Source organism: Achromobacter sp. UBA5777, from assembly GCF_002418565.1.
Lineage (GTDB): Bacteria > Pseudomonadota > Gammaproteobacteria > Burkholderiales > Burkholderiaceae_B > Achromobacter > Achromobacter animicus.
This window is the reverse complement of sequence record NZ_DIEJ01000065.1, coordinates 1-18,792: the sequence shown is the minus strand read 5'-3', so window position 1 is coordinate 18,792 and position 18,792 is coordinate 1. Positions and strand designations below refer to the sequence as shown.

General features: G+C 67.1%; 16 protein-coding genes. 11 read left to right on the top strand and 5 right to left on the bottom strand.

The genetic code is table 11. The features are described from left to right. Nucleotides 1–2,041, bottom strand: a 2,041-nt coding sequence (locus tag B3446_RS04650; RefSeq protein WP_349680019.1) for an ankyrin repeat domain-containing protein, incomplete at its 3' end; no start/stop codon positions are given. A 161-nt stretch (nt 2,042–2,202) separates the two neighbouring features. Between B3446_RS04650 and B3446_RS04645 the strand changes: the two genes are divergently transcribed. Further along, a complete protein-coding gene (locus B3446_RS04645) occupies nt 2,203–2,835 on the top strand; it encodes a nitrogen fixation protein NifQ (RefSeq protein WP_409558311.1) in 633 nt (210 codons plus the stop codon). Nucleotides 2,836–2,875: 40 nt separating this feature from the next. Here B3446_RS04645 and B3446_RS04640 read toward each other — a convergent pair whose 3' ends face one another. After that, nucleotides 2,876–4,942 carry a TonB-dependent receptor gene (locus tag B3446_RS04640; RefSeq protein ID WP_291378016.1) on the bottom strand — a complete coding sequence of 689 codons (2,067 nt, stop codon included), beginning with the start codon at nt 4,940–4,942 and terminating at the stop codon, nt 2,876–2,878. Nucleotides 4,943–5,040: 98 nt separating this feature from the next. On the opposite strand from B3446_RS04640, the gene B3446_RS04635 reads away from it, so the two are divergent. Beyond that, nucleotides 5,041–5,256, top strand: coding sequence for a SlyX family protein (locus B3446_RS04635; protein WP_056558252.1), 216 nt, complete (start codon nt 5,041–5,043; stop codon nt 5,254–5,256). 3 nt (nt 5,257–5,259) lie between these two features. Here B3446_RS04635 and B3446_RS04630 read toward each other — a convergent pair whose 3' ends face one another. Continuing rightward, the gene (locus B3446_RS04630) at nt 5,260–6,078 is read right to left on the bottom strand and encodes a class I SAM-dependent methyltransferase (RefSeq protein WP_291378009.1); all 819 of its coding nucleotides are present in this window, start codon (nt 6,076–6,078) and stop codon (nt 5,260–5,262) included. Nucleotides 6,079–6,298: 220 nt separating this feature from the next. Between B3446_RS04630 and B3446_RS04625 the strand changes: the two genes are divergently transcribed. Further along, nucleotides 6,299–6,664, top strand: a complete 366-nt coding sequence (locus B3446_RS04625; protein ID WP_291378007.1) for a DUF4148 domain-containing protein — start codon at nt 6,299–6,301, stop codon at nt 6,662–6,664. Between the two features lie 185 nt (nt 6,665–6,849). Then, the gene (locus B3446_RS04620) at nt 6,850–7,230 is read left to right on the top strand and encodes a hypothetical protein (protein ID WP_291378005.1); all 381 of its coding nucleotides are present in this window, start codon (nt 6,850–6,852) and stop codon (nt 7,228–7,230) included. 99 nt (nt 7,231–7,329) lie between these two features. Here B3446_RS04620 and B3446_RS04615 read toward each other — a convergent pair whose 3' ends face one another. Continuing rightward, entirely contained in the window at nt 7,330–9,627 is a 2,298-nt protein-coding gene (locus B3446_RS04615; protein WP_191576120.1) for an NADP-dependent malic enzyme, read from the bottom strand. Nucleotides 9,628–9,733: 106 nt separating this feature from the next. Between B3446_RS04615 and B3446_RS04610 the strand changes: the two genes are divergently transcribed. The 6 genes from B3446_RS04610 to B3446_RS04585 all read left to right on the top strand — a co-directional run bounded on the left by B3446_RS04610 (nt 9,734) and on the right by B3446_RS04585 (nt 16,649). After that, nucleotides 9,734–10,699: a LysR substrate-binding domain-containing protein gene (locus B3446_RS04610; RefSeq protein ID WP_175124438.1), complete on the top strand. Its 966-nt coding sequence runs from the start codon at nt 9,734–9,736 to the stop codon at nt 10,697–10,699. 105 nt (nt 10,700–10,804) lie between these two features. Further along, nucleotides 10,805–13,543: a cation-transporting P-type ATPase gene (locus B3446_RS04605; RefSeq protein WP_191576122.1), complete on the top strand. Its 2,739-nt coding sequence runs from the start codon at nt 10,805–10,807 to the stop codon at nt 13,541–13,543. Nucleotides 13,544–13,687: 144 nt separating this feature from the next. Further along, nucleotides 13,688–14,236 (top strand): hypothetical protein, encoded by a 549-nt coding sequence (locus B3446_RS04600; protein WP_191576123.1) that lies wholly within the window; start codon nt 13,688–13,690, stop codon nt 14,234–14,236. Then, a complete protein-coding gene (locus tag B3446_RS04595) occupies nt 14,233–14,724 on the top strand; it encodes a hypothetical protein (RefSeq protein ID WP_291378003.1) in 492 nt (163 codons plus the stop codon). Before B3446_RS04600 ends, B3446_RS04595 begins: the two co-directional genes overlap by 4 nt. A 79-nt stretch (nt 14,725–14,803) precedes the next feature. Beyond that, complete coding sequence (locus B3446_RS04590) at nt 14,804–15,652, top strand: AraC family ligand binding domain-containing protein (RefSeq protein WP_291378001.1); 849 nt, start codon at nt 14,804–14,806, stop codon at nt 15,650–15,652. Between the two features lie 79 nt (nt 15,653–15,731). Beyond that, nucleotides 15,732–16,649, top strand: a complete 918-nt coding sequence (locus B3446_RS04585; protein WP_291378000.1) for a DMT family transporter — start codon at nt 15,732–15,734, stop codon at nt 16,647–16,649. Between the two features lie 38 nt (nt 16,650–16,687). Here B3446_RS04585 and B3446_RS04580 read toward each other — a convergent pair whose 3' ends face one another. Further along, nucleotides 16,688–17,164 (bottom strand): MarR family winged helix-turn-helix transcriptional regulator, encoded by a 477-nt coding sequence (locus B3446_RS04580; RefSeq protein WP_291378014.1) that lies wholly within the window; start codon nt 17,162–17,164, stop codon nt 16,688–16,690. 132 nt (nt 17,165–17,296) lie between these two features. On the opposite strand from B3446_RS04580, the gene B3446_RS04575 reads away from it, so the two are divergent. Beyond that, nucleotides 17,297–18,697: an MATE family efflux transporter gene (locus B3446_RS04575; RefSeq protein WP_291377999.1), complete on the top strand. Its 1,401-nt coding sequence runs from the start codon at nt 17,297–17,299 to the stop codon at nt 18,695–18,697. The last annotated feature ends 95 nt before the right edge of the window (nt 18,698–18,792 follow it).

The following is an 18,792-nucleotide window of genomic DNA, read 5'->3' as shown; positions in this document are numbered from 1 at the left end:
CGGCCACCAGCCGGTCCGCGATGGCGCGCAGCCGCGCGCGCTGGCCGTCCCACGCCGCGCTGTTGCCGTCGGCCGCCGCGCGTTGCTCCACCTGATTCCACATAGACAGCAGACTGGACAACGGCTCCGTCGACAGCGGCGCTTGCGGCGGGCGAGCAGCCTGCACCAGCTGATCGATGAGGCCCGCCTGCAGGTAGCGGACCGCCAGCGACAGCCCTTCATTCATCCCATTACGGTCCGGCGCTTCCTTGCTGGCGCCGTAGCCGCCCACCGCGGGATCGGCGCCGTGGGCCAGCACGTACGTCACGCGCTCGGGCACGGCATAGGCCGCCGACGGGGTCAGGTCGCCGCTCGGCGATTCCCGCAGGGCCTCGAGCAGGGGCGTTTCCCACATGGGGCTATTGCCGTAATACATGCGGGTGTAGGCGGCATTGATGTCCGCCCCCCGCGCGAGCAGTTTCTCGGCAAACCAGAAATTCTTCGGCGTTTGCAGCGCGGCATGCAGCAGCGAGCGCCCGTTCTTTTCGCGCGCGTTCGGATTGGCGCCCTTCTCCAGCAGATAGATCAGGTTTTCCTTGCTGTCGCTGTAGTACGAAATCCGGCGCATCAGCAGCGGCGTGCCGTTCGAGTCCAGCGCATCCACCGGCGCACCCGCGGCGATCAACATGTCGGCCAGCGCGTAGCGCTCTGCGGCCGGGCGCGTGTCCTTGGCGTCCGGCAACGCGCTGGCGACCAGCGAGAACCCGTTGTCGGGACCATCCGCCTTGGCGCCTGCGTCCAGCAGCACGCGCACCGTCTCAAGCTGCTTGCGCGACACGGCCACGGACAGTGCGGACCTGCCGTATTCGTTCACGCCGTTCGGATCCTGTCCGCCTGCAAGCTGAGCGCGCACCGCGTCCAGATCGTTCGCCTGGATCGCCTGGAAGATCGCCAGGCGCGGACGGCATACCTGCGCATCCAGTGCCGAGGCCTCCAGCGCCGCGCCGATGCGGGACGCGATGTTGGCCGGAATGGCTTCCTTGGCGGCAAGGCGCTTTGCGCAATACAGCCGGTAGTCCTCGCGCGCCAGCGCTTCGTAATAGGCCCGCTCCTCGCGCGATTTCTCGCGCTGTTTCCAGCGGGCGTCGGCGCGATTCAGGTAGGCGGCGGTGCGCGACGGATCGCGCCGCAGCACGTCGGTCAGGATGCGTTCCGCCTGCGCCGTGTCGCCGGACTCGGCCAGCCAGAAGCCGTAGTCGTTCAAGGCAGTCAGCATCTCGGCATCCTTGCCGTCCGGATCGATCTCGCGATAATCCTGCGCCATGACGAATCGGCGCAGGTCGGCCTGCGCACGGTTGAACTCGGCGGTCTTGGCACGCGGAATGGCGCGCGCCACCTGGTGCAACGTGCGGAACGTGGCCGTCACGTCCGGCGCCGTCTGGTGCTCGAAGCGCACCTGCGCGGGAAACGGCTCCAGCCGCGTGGGATAGTCGCGCAGCGCCGCCTGCAACGTCGCCAGCGCCTGTGCGCGGCGCGCCTCGTCCCACGGGCGGCTGCTCGTGACGACAGCAAGCTGCGTGTCGGCGTTGACCGACGCGGCCTCACCTTTGTCGTCCACCAGAAAACCCGTGGCCTTGCCGGCGCCGGCGCCGCGATCGGCATAACCGACCCAGTAGAACGCTTCGCCTGCGCGCGGGGACCGGACCGCCACGTTGTCCTCGCGTGAGGCCTTCCAGCCTTCGGGATCGATCACCAGCGGCTGCGAGCGGAAATCCAGCTTGAAGGTCTTGGCCCCCTCGCGCACGTACCGGTACAGGTACAGCCGGTTTTCCATCTGACCAACAAGGACCGCGTCCTTGACGTTCTCGGTGCCCCACACCCGGCGCTCGGGCTCGCGCAGTGGATAACGGGAAAGCCGGATCGAATCAATGACAGCGCCGACGTCAAAGGCCAGGGCGGGCGGCGGCGATGCGGCCATGCCGGCCAGCGCCAGCGCGACGGCGCCAAACAGACGGGTGACAGCGGGACGGAAACGGCGCGGCATGTTTTGGGGGTTGTGCAATGGAAAGGACGCCGATCATACCTGTCCCCGCTAATTACCCTCGGGTATGTCCCAACGGGGATTGACCCGCATATGGCAGAAGCGCGCCGATTTTTCGTTATATATTCGCCCCTACACTGTTTAGTTAACAGCTTAATAAAACCGTTACCGCATTAAGAATCATGATGGACGCCGTGCCTGTGCCGCCCTCTCTTCCCGACACCAGCATCACCGATCGGGCCCAGCGGTTTGCGCATGCCTTGCTGCGATATGCACCGCCCGTTCATCCCGACGCCGGCTTTTTCGCCGCCGTCATCGGCACCAGCATTGCCCACCAGGATCTGGCGCGCAGTGGTCTGTCGCCCGCCGAACTTCACGACCTGCTGGACTACCTGTTCCCGGGCGCGCTGACCGGCTTCGACACATCCCTGTCCCCGCTGCGCGAGCAATATGCCGCCTACGTCGGGATCGGCGTGAGCGATCCGCAGCCCGGTTTCACGCTGTTGATGCGCGTCCTGCTCGACGCCTACCGCGCGCCCGGTCCCGACACCACCCCATGGGTCAGCAGCGTCCTGGCGCACGCCTGCCTGCGGCCCGACCACCTGTGGCGCGATCTGGGTCTGTCGGGACGCGAAGACGTCACCGTGCTGCTTGCGCGCCACTATCCGGGCCTGGTGAGCCGTAACGTGAACAATCTGCGCTGGAAGAAATTCCTGGCGCATTCGGCGTGCGAACACGCCGACCTGCCCGCCGCGGCCGCGCCGGGATGCAGCGATTGCGAGGACAGCGCGTTCTGCTATCCCGCCGCGGCGTAAGGCGCGGGCGGGGCCACGACCGCCCCACGCACCTCGCGCGTCAAAACCGGTAAGTCGCCCCCACGCCCACGCCCGCATTCCGTCCAGGCGCCGGTTCGTAATAGCGCCCGTTGCCTTCGTTGACGATGACCGAGCCCGCATAGTCGCGGTCGAACAGGTTGTCGACGCGGGCGTAGGCGTTCAGCTCCCACGGGCCCGCGCGCTTGATGTAGCCGACGCTGGCGGCCGCTACAAAATAGGCGGGCGCGTCGCCGTTGTTGGCGTCGTTGACGTAGATCTTGCTCAGGTAACGGCCTTCCAACCCAGCCTGCCAGCCTTCGGGCGGCGCCCAGGCCAGCGAGGCATACGCCGCCTGGCGCGCGATGCCGGGGATCTTGTTGCCCGCGCGGATATCGCCGCTGCCGTCGTCGGCGTAGCGTGCGTTGAGCAGCGTGTACGCGAGCTGCGTGCGCCAATGGCGCGCAAATTCGCCGGACCAGCTCAGTTCCAGGCCATCGCGGCGCGTGCGGCCGGCATTCTGGTAGCTGGTGCGCCCGCCCAGGCTGCCCGCAGACACGATCTCGTCGTCAGTGCGGGTGCTGAACACCGCTGCCGTCAGCAGGCCGCCGGCCATGCGCGCCTTGACGCCGGCTTCGACGTTGGTGCTGACCGACGGCATCAAGCCGAAGTTCAGTCCCGGGTCGCCGCCGGGCCGGTACGAGATCTCGTTCAGCGTCGGCGTCTCGAAACCGCGCCCGTACGAGGTGTAGACGCTGAAGTCGTCGTTGACGGCGTAGCGCAGCGCGGCCACGGGCAAAGCCTTGCGGTAGCGCGCGCCGCCGCTGTCGTCGGTATTGCCGGCGGTGATGTAGTGGTCGTCGGAGTCGAAGCGGACCGTGCTGTAGCGCAGGCCTGCGTCCAGCGTCCAGCGGTCGGCGAAATTCCAGGAGGCCTGCGCGTAGGGATCGGCGTTGTAGACGCGATTGGTCTCATCGCGGCGCAACGCGCCTTTCACGCCCAACTGCCGGCTTGCGCCCGAACCGATGAAGTTCTCGTAGCCCTTGCGGTCTTCCTGCATGGTGTCGTACGAGAAGCCGCCGATCAGGGTCAGCGCGCGGCCCGCCAGCGTCAGTTCCGAGGTCCAGCGCACGTCCGCGCCGCCGTATTGGCGCTTCAGATCGATGACGCCGCCGGCCTGCGTGGGCGGCACCTGCACGGCGGGCGGGATCGACTGATACTGCGTGGTATCGCGCTGGCCGTAATACACCATGACGCGCAGCGCGTTGAGGCCGTCGACCTGGTGGTCGAAGACCAGCCCGCCCTGCGTCTGCTTGACCGTCTTGCGGGTGTTGTACTGTTCGGCCACCGGCGCGCTGCGCGGGTCGTCCTGAAACTGCTGGTAGGTCAGGCCCAGTGGGTCCTGCGCCTTCAGGTCGACGCTATTGACGACGAGCGTCAGGCGGCTGTCGTCGTTCAGTTGCAGGCCCAGCTTGGCGTTGCCCAGATTCTTGCGCGCGGCGCTGTGGTCGCGATAGCCATCGGTGGTGAAACGCGACAGGTCCAGCACGTAATCCAGCTGACCCGCGCCCGTGCCCGTGACGCCGCTGGCCTGCGCGCCGTAGCGCCATGTGCCGTAGCTGCCGCCCCAGCCGCTGGCGGTGATTTCGGGCGGATTGGCGCCGTCCTGCGTGAACACCTGGATGACGCCGCCGGAGGAATTGCCGTACAGCGCCGAGAACGGCCCGCGCAGCACCTCGACGCGGTCGATGGAGCCGATGTCGATATTGGAGGTCTGCCCCTGGCCGTCGGGCATGGTTGCGGGAATGCCGTCTACGTACAGCCGCACGCCACGCACGCCGAACGTGGATCGCGCCCCGAAGCCACGGCTGGAAATCTGCAGGTCCTGCGCGTAGTTCTGGCGGTTCTGGATCTGCAGGCCGGGCACGCCGGCCAGGCCTTCAGACAGATTGATGCCGGGCTGCTGCCAACGCATGGTGCTGCCCTGCACGATATCGACGGAGGCCGGCGTGTCCATCACCGCGGTGCCGAGCCGGGTGCCGGTCACTACCACCGGGGCCAGCGTCTGGGCTTGCGCCAGCGCGGTCGCAGCCGGTGCAAGCGCCAGTATCGTGCTTGCCGTCCACCACCACGTGCCGCTGTCCCGCCATTGCCGCTGTACCAAACTTCTCTCCTGTGATCGGGCGGGAATGGGTTCTAATACCCGCCATGGAAAATACGCAAGACATCGAACGCCGGCTGATGGACCTGGAGGTCAAAGCCAGCTTCTCGGATGATCTTCTGGAGCAGTTGAACCAGATCATCGTCCGCCAACAACAGCAGATCGACCGGCTCATGCGCGAGGTCGCCGACCTGCGCCAGCAGGCGCCCGAGGGGGCCGCCCCCTTCCGCAGCCTGCGCGACGAACTGCCGCCGCACTACTGACCGCTAATAGTGATAGCGCAGCAGCCTGGTCATACTACCCAAGGGCTCGACCCGGCGCATCAGCCATAACGCCGCCTGCGCCGGCAGCGAATATCGTGCCCGCTGCGCGGGGTCGTCGGTTTCGTACCCGCCGCGCACCGTGCGCAGCCGCAAGGCCGGCACCTGCGCCTCCAGCTCCTGCGGACGCCCCAGGCTCCAGCGCGTGACGGCGCCCGTCGATTGGATCATGCGGTTGTGCGCCACCCAGCTCAACCCCAGACGGTTGTAGGCGTCAAAGACCACCTCGCCGGACGGAAACTGCGCCGTGACCGTGCGCAGCAAGGTCAGCAGCGCGTCCTCGGGTAGATAAAGAAACAGGCCTTCAGCCACCACCAGCGTCGGCTTGCCGACCGGAATCCGCGCCAGCCAATCCAGATCCGTGACGGGCGTGCCCACCAGCGTGCAGCCCGGCCGCGGCGGATACAACTTGCGGCGCAGGGCGATGACCTCGGGATAGTCCACCTCATACCAGCTGATGCCGGGGGGTGGATCCACCCGCTGCACACGAGTGTCCAGCCCGCAGCCCAGATGCAGGACGGTGGCCTCGCCCTGCGCGGCGATGAATTCCCGGGCCCAGCCATCCAGCGTGTGGGCGCGCGTCGCCAGACCGATCATTTCATCGCGGCGCATGCGCAGGCGGGAAAAATCGTAATCGATGCGGGCGACGGCGTCGGCGGCGTGATGGTCCTGCAGCACGGAATTGGGCAGCCCGCTTTCTCGCGCCTTGGCGTACAGCGTGATGAGAAGCGTGGCCTTTTCTCGGGTGAGGTCGATTTTTTCCATGCACAAGTCCAGTCGATCCGCCCCGCCTCGGCATGCCAAAAATGGTGATTTAGTCTTCTTAAATGTCAAATCTTTCCACTGATGGAATTATCTTTTACCGATATCCGGGTTTATCCGCATTCTAGATCGGCGCAAGATTCAAGCCATCGGGAAACAGCAACGAACCACGACGGAAAGGCCGCCGGATTCGCTCCCAGGCTCTAGAAATCGGAGGTTTACCATGAAGACCCTTGCTACCACTTTGATGTTCTCGCTGGCTGCACTGAGCGCCGGCGCCTACGCCTCGCCCAACATCGAACCCAACAACGTGCCCTTCCAGGGCGTCTACGGCACCCCGTACGAAGGCCCCACGCGTGCCCAAGTGCAAGCCGAACTGGCCGCCGCGAAGGCCGCCGCCAAGGCTGCCGGCATCAACACCAACGCCGAACCGAACAACACGCCGTTCCAAGGGGTGTATGGCACGCCGCACACCGGCAAGACCCGCGCCGAGGTGCAGGCTGAACTGGCCGCCGCCAAGGCCGCCGGCCAGGTGTCTAACGTGGAACCGAATGACATGCCGTTTGCCGGCGTGTATCACGGCAACTGAGCCGGCAACTGAAACGGCAACGGGTCCCGCAATAAAAAAGGCAACCCGGCCGCGCAACGATTTACCCTCCCCTTGTTGTAGCTTGGCCGCCCGTTGGGCGGCCTTTTTTTGGCGTACTATCGGCTCAGATTCACGGTGCAGACTCGCTTACCGCCTTACTGGCTGTTCACATCAGGGAGCCCATCTTGAAATACCCCCGCGTTCTTGCCGCAGTGCTTCTGTCCGCTGGCATGGTGTCGGCGGCGGTCGCCGCCCCGGCCGTCATGCTCAACGACGCCCTCATCACGCAAATCTTGCCGGCCGACCGCGCCTCGTTTCACGAGGCCGTGGCCCAGGCGCTGAACAGCTCGGCCGACGGCCAGAGCACCGAATGGACCAGCACGCACCAGCGCAAAAAGGCCGCACCGATCACCGTGCAGTTGACGCCCAAGCAGACCACCAAAGCCGGCAACGACCGCGTCTGCCGCTTCCTGGTTGGTAATTTCTCGCGGACCACCACGACCGAAACCTGGCAGTTCTGGTTCTGCAAGCAACCGGACGGCACCTGGAAGGCCAGCGCGAACTAGGCGCGGCCGCTCTCCCGCAGAAAAAAATGCGCGCCGGCTCCGTGAGGAGCGGCGCGCATTGTCTTGGCCGCGCGAATCGCACGGCGGGCTCAATGGCGATCAGGCGCCTTCGACGCGGTTGGCGTCGAGCACCGTCATGGCCGTCATGTTGATGATGCGGCGCACGGTGGAGCTGTTGGTCAGGATATGCACGGGTGCGTTGGCGCCCAGCAGGAACGGACCCACCGCGACGTTGCCGCCCGCTGCCGTCTTGAGCAGGTTGTAGGCGATGTTGCCGGAGTCCACATTCGGGCACACCAGCAGGTTGGCTTCGCCCTTGAGCGTGGACGACGGCAGGATGCGCATGCGCAGGCCCTCGTCCAGCGCGCAATCGCCGTGCATTTCGCCGTCGATCTCCAGTTCCGGCGCGGCTTCGCGCACCAGTTCCAGCGCGCGGCGCATCTTTTCGCCGGAGGCCGAGCTGCCCGAGCCGAAATTGCTGCGCGACAGCAGCGCTACCTTCGGCGCCAGATTCATGCGCGCCATTTCCTGCGCGGCCATGATGGTGAATTCGGCGATCTGCTCGGCGGTGGGCTCGTCGTTCACGTGCGTGTCCACCAGCACCACCGTGCGCTCGTCGAGCAGCAGGATGTTCATGGCGGCGTAAACGTTGTGGCCCGGACGGCGGCCGATGACCTCGTCCACGAAACGCAGGTGGTCGTGGTACGCGCCGACCGTGCCGCAGACCATGCCGTCGGCATCGCCCAGGTGCACCATCATCGCGCCGATCAGCGTCAGGCGGCGGCGCATTTCCACGCGCGCCATTTCCTTGGTGATGCCGCGGCGGCTCATCAGCTCCCAATACGTCGTCCAGTATTGGTGGAAGCGCTCATCGTATTCGGGGTTGGTGACTTCGACGTCTTCGCCCAGACGCAGGCGCAGGCCGAATTTTTCGATGCGCGACAGCAGCACGGCGGGACGGCCGACCAGGATCGGACGGGCCAGGCCTTCGTCGACGATGACCTGGACCGCGCGCAGCACGCGCTCGTCTTCGCCCTCGGTGAAGACGATGCGCGCCTTGCCGCCCGAGCGCACGATGCGCTTGGCCGCCGAGAACAGCGGCTTCATGAACGCGCCCGAGTGGTACACGAATTGCTGCAACTGCTCTTCGTAAGCTTCCAGGTCCGCCAGCGGGCGCGTGGCGACGCCGCCTTCCATTGCGGCCTTGGCCACGGCCGGCGCGATGCGCACGATGAGGCGCGGATCGAACGGCTTCGGGATCAGGTATTCGGGACCGAACGAGATGTCGTAGGTGCCGTAGGCGGCGGCCACGACTTCGTTCTGCTCTTCTTCGGCCAGATCGGCGATGGCATGCACCGCGGCCATTTCCATTTCACGCGTGATGGTCGTGGCGCCCACGTCCAGCGCACCGCGGAAGATGTACGGGAAGCACAGCACGTTGTTGACCTGGTTCGGGTAGTCCGACCGGCCCGTGGCCATCACCACGTCGTCGCGCACGCCGTGCGCCACTTCCGGCAGGATCTCCGGCGTGGGGTTGGCCAGCGCCAGGATCAGCGGACGCGAACCCATGGCAGCGACCATCTCGGGCTTGAGCACGCCACCGGCCGACAGGCCCAGGAACACGTCGGCGTCCTGAATCACCTCGGCCAGCTTGCGCGCGTCGGTCTTTTGCGCAAAGCGCGCCTTGTCCGGATCCATCAACGTGGTGCGGCCTTCGTACACCACGCCCTCGATGTCGGTCACCCAGATGTTTTCCAGCGGCAGACCCAGGTCCACCATAAGGTCCAGGCAAGCCAGCGCCGCAGCGCCCGCACCCGACGTGACAACCTTGACCTGCTTGATGTCCTTACCCACAACCTTCAGGCCGTTGATGAAGGCCGCCGACACGGTAATGGCGGTGCCGTGCTGGTCGTCGTGGAAGACCGGGATCTTCATGCGTTCGCGCAGCTTGCGCTCGACGGTGAAGCACTCGGGGGCCTTGATGTCTTCCAGGTTGATGCCGCCGAAGGTGGCTTCCAGGCCGGCGATGATCTCGACCAGCTTGTCGGGGTCGGTTTCATTGATTTCGATGTCAAAGACATCCAGGCCGGCGAACTTCTTGAACAGCACCGCCTTGCCTTCCATGACCGGCTTGGAGGCCAGCGCGCCGATGTTGCCCAGGCCCAGCACCGCGGTGCCGTTGGAGATCACGCCCACCAGGTTGCCGCGGGCGGTGTAGCGGTACACGTTGGACGGGTCGGCCACGATTTCCTCGCAAGCCGCCGCCACGCCGGGCGAGTACGCCAGCGCCAGGTCGCGCTGGTTGACGAGCGGCTTGGACGCCACGACAGAGATCTTTCCCGGGGTGGGGAACTCGTGATAGTCCAGGGCTGCCTGGCGGTCGGAGGGGTTATTCATGGGCTGTGGCCTCGCTGTCTTGAATGTGCAAAATTCTAGGGTGGAAGACATAAGGCGTTCATTCGGATTTAATATCGTCCCATCACGCTTTCCTAATGTCTTGTCTATGACAGCCTTTGATCCGGATGCCGTTTTCCGGAAATTGACCTCGCGCCTGAAGATGCGCCACCTGATGCTGCTGCTGCAGATCGAGCAGCACGGGTCGCTGACCCGGGTGGCCGAACACATGGCGACCAGCCAGCCTGCCGTGACCAATGCGCTGGCCGAACTGGAAAGCATGTTCGGCGTACCCCTGTTCGACCGCTCGGTGCGGGGCATGACCCCCACGCCCATGGGGGCCGTGGTGCTGGCGCGCGCCCGGGGGCTGGTCCATGACCTGGGCCATCTGGTGCAGGAAATGGAAACCGTGGCGGCCGGGCACGCCGCCCACCTGCACATCGGCGTCATTCCGTTCGTGTCGGGCCAGATGCTGTCGGCGGCCATCGGCCGCACGCTGCCGCAGGGCCGTCAGCTCACCGCGACCATCCACGAGGGTCAGGGGCCGGCGCTATTGCGCCAATTGCGCGACCACACGCTGGACGTGGTCGTCGGCTGGGCCACGCCCTCGGTGGACCTGAGCAACATCGGTTTCGAGGTCCTGTACCACCAGCAGCCCCGCCTGATCGCCAGCCGCCGGCTGGCCGCCCGGCTGGGGCGGTCGCGCCTGGAATGGAACCGGTTGGCCGATCTGGACTGGATCCTGGGCACGCCAGGCAGTCCGATCCGCGAGCAGGTGGCCGACATCTTCTTGCGCGCCGGCCTGGCGCCCCCGCCACCGTCCGTGCAAAGCGACTCATCCAAGCTGATCGGCGAGATGATCGTGGCCAGCGACCGCGCCGTCACGATCCTGCCGGCCGACATCGCCGACGAGCTGGTTCGCATCGCGGGCGCGGCCATCGTGCCGTATTCGTTTGACTGGACGCTTCCGCCGATCTCGTTGTTCACGCGGTCCGACGGATTGCGGCGCAACGTCGAGGCGCTGTTTGCGGCGGCGTTGCGCGAGGTCTATCTGAAGGGCGCGCGGCCGATGTGACGCCCCGGGCCGGCAGCCCGTCGTATCATGGACGCCGGACTGACTTGTGCGGCCCCCGACTTCCGGCCCGGTCACGTGGCCGGTCCCTCCGGGAGGCCGTACGTCATGACGCAGGCGAACACGCAGGTTCCGCAAGCTCCTCGCCCCTGGCACCAGCTCTCTGTCGACGAGACGCTGGGCATCCAGGTGACCAGCGCCGCCGGTCTTTCGCAGGACCAGATCCGGCGCAGGCAGGAGACCCACGGCCTGAACGCACTACCCCCGCCTGCCCGCCGCAGCGCCTGGCTGCGATTTCTGGGCCATTTCAATGACGTGCTGATCTACATCCTGCTGGGTGCGGCGGTGGTGACATCGCTGATGGGCCACTGGCTGGACACCGGCGTCATCCTGGCCGTGGCGGTCATCAACGCCGTCATTGGCTATGTGCAGGAAAGCCGGGCCGAACGCTCGCTGGACGGCATCCGCAACATGCTGTCGAACCATGCCCGCGTGGTGCGCGACGGGCAGAAGGAAGAGATCGACGCCCGCGACCTGGTGCCGGGCGACATCGTGATCCTGCGCCCCGGCGACAAGATTCCGGCGGACGTGCGGCTCTTTGACACGCACAACTTCCGCGTCGAGGAATCGATGCTGACCGGTGAATCCACCGTCGTCGAAAAGCACGATGCGCCCCTGCCGGGTGATGCGCCGCTGGGCGACCGCCTGAACCTCGGATTCTCGGGCACCCACGTCAGCGCGGGCAACGCGCGCGGCATCGTCGTGGCCACTGGCAGCGATACCGAAATCGGCCACATCAACCGCATGATGACGGACGTGCAGACGCTGCAGACGCCGCTGCTGCGGCAGATGGAACTGTTGGGCAAGCGCATCTTCCAGGTGGTGCTGGTGATGGTGGCGGCGCTGTTCGTGCTGGGCCGCTACGTGCTCGACATGCCGCTGTCCGACCTGCTGATGTCGCTGATCAGCATCGCCGTGGCCTCCGTGCCGGAAGGCCTGCCGGCCATCATCTCCATCATCCTGTCGCTGGGTGTGCAGCGCATGGCGCGCAACCGCGCCATCATCCGCAAGCTGCCCACCGTCGAAACGCTGGGCGCGATGACGGTGATCTGCTCGGACAAGACGGGCACCCTGACCATGAACGAGATGACCGCCAAGAACGTGCTGCTGGCGCAGGGCGTGTACCGCGTGTCGGGCGACAACTACCGGCCGGTCGGCGAGATCACCCGTGAATCGGACGGGACGCCCGTGGACTGGCAGCGTGAGGACGCGCTGACGCGCTTCGTGCGTGCGGCCGCCATCTGCAACGACAGCCAGCTGCACGAAGATGCCGATGGGCAGTGGCGCATCGTGGGCGGCCCCACGGAGGGCGCGATGATGGTGCTGGCGACCAAGGCCGGCCAGAGCCTGGAGGGCGTGGCCAAGCACGGCAAGGTGCCGTTCGATTCCAGCTACAAGTACATGGCGCGCCGCTGCGACGATCATGATCGGAACGTCATCTACGTCACCGGCGCGCCCGACGTGCTGTTCAAGCTGTGCGCACAGGAACAGGGCGAAGCCGGGCCACAGCCGCTGCGGCTGGACTACTGGGAGCGCGGCCTGGAGGCCTTTGCGCACCAAGGCCTGCGGACGTTGGCGGCGGCGTACAAGCCCGGCACGCCGGGCGCCACGGCGCTGGACCATCCGGACTTTCAGGACGGGCTGGTGCTGCTGGGCGTGGCCGGCATCATGGACCCGCCCCGCCCCGAGGCCATCGAAGCCATCGCGCAGTGCAACCAGGCAGGGATCCGCGTGAAGATGATCACGGGCGATCACCCCGAAACCGCGCTGGCGATCGGCGCCATGCTGGGCATGACGCATGTGCGCGAGGCGGTGACAGGCGCCCAGTTGCAGCAGATCGGCGACGATGAACTCGCCGCGCTCGCTCGCGACCACGACATCTTTGCCCGCACCAGCCCCGAGCACAAGCTGCGCCTGGTGCGCGCGTTGCAAAGCATGGGCGAAGTGGTCGGCATGACGGGCGATGGCGTCAACGACGCGCCCGCGCTCAAGCAGGCGGACGTGGGCGTGGCCATGGGCATCAAGGGCACCGAGGTCACCAAAGAGGCCGCCGACATGGTGCTGGCGGACGACAACTTCGCCTCGATCGCCTATGCCGTGCGCGAGGGGCGCCGCGTCTACGACAACCTGAAGAAGACGATCCTGTTCATCCTGCCGACCAACCTGGCGCAGGGACTGCTGGTCATCGTGGCGCTGCTGGCCGGCGCACAGGCGCCGCTGACGCCGCTGCAGATCCTATGGATGAACATGGCGACCTCCATCACGTTGGCCTTCGGTCTGGCGTTTGAACCGGCCGAACCGGGCATGATGCAGCGCCGGCCGCGCGATCCCGCGAAATCGATCCTGGACGGCTTCGCGCTCTGGCGCATCGCGTTCGTGGGGCTGCTCTTCACCACCTCCGCCTTCATCATCGAAAAGAGCCTGATTGCCGCCGGGCGCGATCCGGACTTCATCCGCACCGTCATCCTGCAGACGCTGGTGACGGCGCAATGGACCTATCTGTTCAACTGCCGCCTGCAGGACCGGTGGCCGATCACGCCCAGCATGTTCCGCAACAAGGCGCTGTGGCTGGTCACGATCCTGCTGGGCCTGCTGCAATGCGCATTGATCTACCTGCCCGCGATGAACCGCGTGTTCGGCACCGTCCCGCTGCCGCCGGAGTACTGGACCCTGACGCTGGTGGCCGCCGCGGTGCTCTTTTGCGTGGTGGAGATCGAGAAGCTGGTGCTGCGGACATGGCGCGCGCGGCGCGCCCGGCTCGATCTGGCACATCGCCCTGCAGCATGACGTGTCGACCGCGGCGTGATGGCGCGCCCCGGTTGACCGCCGCGCCTCGCGCACAAAAATGCCAACAAATGTAAAGGCCGCGGCCGCGCGGCTGCGCGCCCTCCTATACTTGCGCCCGCCAAGTTTCACAGGAGGGCCCGCAGCTTGTTCACCATCTCGCCAACCTTTGCGAGCGGCCGCGCGCTTTGCCTGCTGGGACTCGCCGCGCTGACCGCGCTTTCAGGCTGCAGTTCGATGCTCGGAGAAGGCACGGGCGCCGCGGCCGGTATCGCCGGCACGGCCATCGCCAACAAGGTGACCGACAACGCCACGGTGGCCACGGGCATCGGTCTGGGCGTGCAGGCCGGCGCGAAGGCCGCGCTGGCCTATGCGCAGCGCCAGACACGCGGCGAAGAGCAGGACGCCATCGCCAAGGCGGCCGGCGCGCTCGCGGTGGGCAAGGTCGCCAGCTGGAACGTCAAGCACAAGTTGCCGATCGAGGACGACGCGCGTGGCCAGGTCACCGTCAGCCGGCTGATCGGCGGCGGAGACCTGCAATGCAAGGAAGTGGTGTTCTCGGTGGACACGCCGGCCGAGAAGCCCGGCGTTGATCCCGAACGCGAGTTCTACGTCACGACCGTCTGCCGCGACGGCGAAAACTGGCGCTGGGCCAGCGCCGAACCGGCGACCGCCCGCTGGGGTTCGCTGCAGTGACGCGCGCGTTTGGCATGCTGGCGCTGACCGCCAGCCTGGCGCTCGCGGGCTGCCAGAGTTCCTCCATCGGTCCCGCCACGGGCGCGGTGGTCGGCACGCTGAGCGGCGCGGCCACAGCCAATCCCGTCGCCGGCTTTGCCATTGGCGTGACGGTGCAGGCTGCGGTGGACGCCACGGTGAAATACGTGTTGCGCGAATGGAAGAACGATCAGCAGAACGTCATGGCCAATACGGTTGGCGCGCTGCCCATCGGTGAAGTCCGGCAGTGGCAGATCAAACGTGCCCTGGCGGTGGGCAACGAACGCGGCAGCATCCAGGCGGTGCGCGACATCGATACGCCGCTGGCGCATTGCCGCGAGGTGCTGTTCACGGTTGAGGTCGAAGGCGCCGCACCTGCCTACGCCAGCACGATCTGCCAGCGCCGGGACGGGCAATGGAAGTGGGCATCCGCCGAGCCGTCCGTGGCGCGCTGGACGGGATTGCAGTAGCCCCGCTTGATCGCGGCAAGACTCGCGGGCGATACTGGACCGGCCTTTTTCGCCTCGCCTTTTTGCCTTCCCTTCCGCCATGCCCGCAGGCCAGTTCAACATGCAACGCAGCGCCATCCCCGGCGTGCAGGTCGTATCGGCCCGCAGCGGGCATGCGTTCGCGCGTCACACGCACGAACAGTTCGGCATCGGCGTCATGCGCGCGGGCGCCCAGGTGTCGCACAGCGGACGCGGGCAGGTCGAGGCGGGGCCCGGCTACGTCATCACCGTCAATCCGGGCGAGGTCCACGACGGCGCGCCAATCGGAGACGGCGAACGCGCCTGGCAGATGCTGTATCTGGATCCGGGCGTGGTCGCCGCCTGCGCCGCAGACATTGCGGGCGACGGCCCGCCGCCTGGCGACGCGGGCGTGCTGTCCCGCACGTTGCGCTACGAGTTCGAACACCCGGCCCGCAACCAGCCCGATCTGGCGCGCTGCGTCCTCGCGCTCTACGCACAAGCCACCACCGGCGCGTCGAGGCTGGCCTGCGATGCTCTCCTGTTGCGCGTGCTGGCGCAGGCGGGCGGCACTGGTGGCGCGCGGGTGCCTGCATCAGGCCGTGAAGGCGTGCCGGATCGCCTGCGTCATGCGATTTCCCTGATCGACGACGACCCGGCCGCCGCGTTGTCGCTGGCCGATCTGGCCGGCGCCAGCGGCCTTTCCCGCTATCAGGTGCTGCGCGCCTTCTCGCGTGCCACAGGCCTGACCCCGCATGCCTACCAGTTGCAGCGCCGTCTGCTGTTGGCGCGCCGCCTGATCCGTCAGGGCATGGCGCTGGCCGGCGCTGCCGCGTCAGCCGGTTTTGCCGACCAGAGCCACATGACGCGGCTCTTTGTCCGCGCCTATGGCGTGTCGCCGCGCCGATACGCGTTGGCGGCCGGCACCTGACCTGCCTTTCCTGCAATTTCATTCAAGACCAGCGCAGCGCCCGAACGTACCTTGAGCTTTTCCACTGGAAAGGCGCGCGATGGTCATCAGCAAACAGCGGCTAGGATATCTCTATCTGGCGACGGCCATGGTGCTGGTCGGCAGCACGGTGACCGCTAGCAAGATCATTGGCGCGGATCTGCCGCCCTTCACTGCAACCGCACTGCGCTTTGCCATCGCGCTGCCCTGCTTCGCGCTGCTGATGGCGCTGTCGGGCGCGCGCCTGCCCCGGCTGAACGGGCACGACTGGCTGCTGCTGACGGTGCAGGCCGTCGCGGGCAGCGTGGGGTACACGACCCTGCTCATCGCGGGACTGCAACGCACCTCGGCGGTGGACGGTGGGATCCTCCTCGGGACACTGCCGCTTGTCACCGCCGCCATCGCCGTCCTGCTGCTGGGCGAGCGGCCGGGCAAGCCTGCCCTGGCCGCGATCGCGCTGGCGGCGTTTGGCGTGTGGCTGATGTCGGGCGATGTGGCCGAACGGGATGCGCAAGGCTCGCTGGCGGGCAACGCGCTGATCGTTGGCGCGGTCGCGTGCGAAGGACTCTTCATCCTGCTGAACAAGCGCCTGCGCACGCCGGTCGCGCCGCTCGCGCTGTCGACGGTGATGGCGGCGTTCGGCCTGGTGTTCTCGGCGGCGGCCAGCCTGATTGAGGCGCCTTGGACGCTGGCCTTCACGCCGGACGCGGTCGCGGCGGTCGCGTATTACGCGCTGGTGCCCACGGTGGGCGGCTTTCTGCTCTGGTATGCGGGCTCGGCGCGCGTGCCCGGCTCGGAAGCGGCGCTGTTCACAGCGCTGGCGCCATTGTCGGCGGTGATGCTGGCCGCCGGCCTGCTGGGCGAACCGCTATCGGTTCAGAAGGTGGCCGGCATGGGTTGCGTGCTGAGCGCTGTCCTGGTGCTGGGCGGAACGCGGCGCAGCAGTTCCGGCGCTTCGAAAGAGGCTGGGGGCGCCTAGCTGGGGGCGCCTAGCCGGGGGCGCCTAGCCGGGGGCGCCTAGCCACGGCTGAACGCCAGTGCGAACTCATCCGAAAAGATATCGGCCAGCGCGTGGCGCAATGCCTCGGCGCGCTCGGCGCCGTACGCGGCCTCGAAACGGTTCTGCGCGTCCTTCCACAAGCGGCGGGATTCCGCCAGCTTGGCGCGGCCGGTCTCGGTCAACTCCACCCGGCGGCTGCGGCCATCCAGCGGGTCGCGCATCATGAGCACGTACCCGTCGCGCTGCAAGGGCTTGAGGTTGTGGGCCAGCGCGGACCGGTCCAACACCATCGCGCGGGCCAGGTCGGTCATCGACGGCGAACCCGCGCGCGCAATGTGCACCAGGATCGAATGCTGCGACACTTTCAGCCCGCAGGGCGCGAGCACGGTGTCATAGAGCTGGGACACGCGACGCGTCGCCTTGCGCAGCGCGGCGCCGTTACAGACAAGCGGATCTGGAGGAACGGCAGAGCCGAGAAACGGGGCGTCGGACATGGCGGCCAAGAAAGGAAAATCGGCGGGCAAGGACATAACGCTACCGCCCGGGCGGGTTCACGTCCAGCCCGTTATTGACAGTTATTGGCATATGCACGTAAATTTTGCCGATCACGTCCACCGGCCCTCCCCATGCCAGCGACCGCTCCGCCACGCCCCGCCAATGTGCGCTTGCACGCCATGTTGCATGGCCCCATCGCGCCCACGCTGGCGCGGCTGGCGTGGCCCAACATCCTCATGATGCTGGCGCAGTCGTCCACCGGCCTGATCGAGACCTGGTTCCTGGCTCGATTGGGCACGCCGGTGCTGGCCGGCGTGGCGCTCGTCGTGCCGGTGCTGATGCTGATGCAGAACATGTCGCAGGGCGCGATGGGCGGCGGTATTTCCGCTGCGGTCGCGCGCGCGCTGGGCGGCGGACGGCAACAGGAGGCGGATCAGCTCGTGCTGCATGCGGTCGTACTGAACGCCTTGCTGGGTCTGGCCTTCTGTGTGTTGCTGCTGGCCTTCGGTCCGGCGCTGTATCGCGCGCTGGGCGCCGAAGGCGAAGCGCTCGACGCCGCGCTGGCGTATTCCAATGTGATCTTCGGCGGCATCGTCCTGATGTGGCTGATGAACGCCTTTGCCAGCGCCATCCGCGGCACCGGCAACATGCTGGTGCCGGGCGCGGTCATCTGCGGCGGCGCGCTCCTGCTGATTCCCCTGTCGCCATGCCTGATCTTCGGATGGGGCCCCTTCCCCGCGCTGGGCGTGGCGGGCGGCGGCTGGGCGCTGGTGATCTATTACGCCGTGGGCACGCTGATCCTGGGCGCCTACTGCGCCAGCGGGCGCAACGCCGCGCGGCTGGTCGCCAGCCGGCTGCATGCGACGCTGATGCGCAACATCCTCAGCGTGGGCGCGCTGGCCACCATCAACCCGCTCATGACCAACGCGCTGGTGGCCCTGACCGCCGCGCTGGTGGGCGCCTACGCAGGCGAGGCAGCGGTGGCAGGCTATGGCGTGGCAGTGCGGCTGGAATATCTGTTGATGCCCATCGCCTTCGGGCTGGGCGCACCCATGGTGGCGATGGTCGGCTCGAACATCGGCGCGGGCCAACCGGAGCGCGCCATGCGCATCGCCTTGACGGGCGGGGCGATGGCGTTCGTGCTGGCGGAAGCGATCGGGCTGACCGCGGCGTTTTTCCCCGAAGCGTGGCTGCGCCTGTTCGGCGCGCAGGATCACATGCTGGAGGCCGGCGCCGGTTATCTGCGCATTGTGGGTCCGGTGTACGGGTTCTTTGCGCTGGGCTTTTCGCTGTACTTCGCATCGCAGGGCGCCGGAAGGCTGAAGTGGCCATTGATGGCGGGGTTTCTGCGGCTGCTGATCGGCATCGGCGCAGGCGGCGTCGCGCTGCACATGACCGGTTCGCTGACAGTGTTCTTCGTGATCGCCGCCGTGGCGATGTGCATTTACGGCCTGATCATCCTGGCCGCCGTCGCGTCGGGTTCGTGGTTCGACCGCGGCCACCTGCCGGGGCGCCGGCTGTTCGCGCGGTAGCGCGGGCGGGCGCGATGGCGGGTGCGGTGGCGGGTGCCCCAATTGAATTCTGGCCAGGCGCGCCACACCGCGCTTCGGTCGCATCGCCGGCCGGC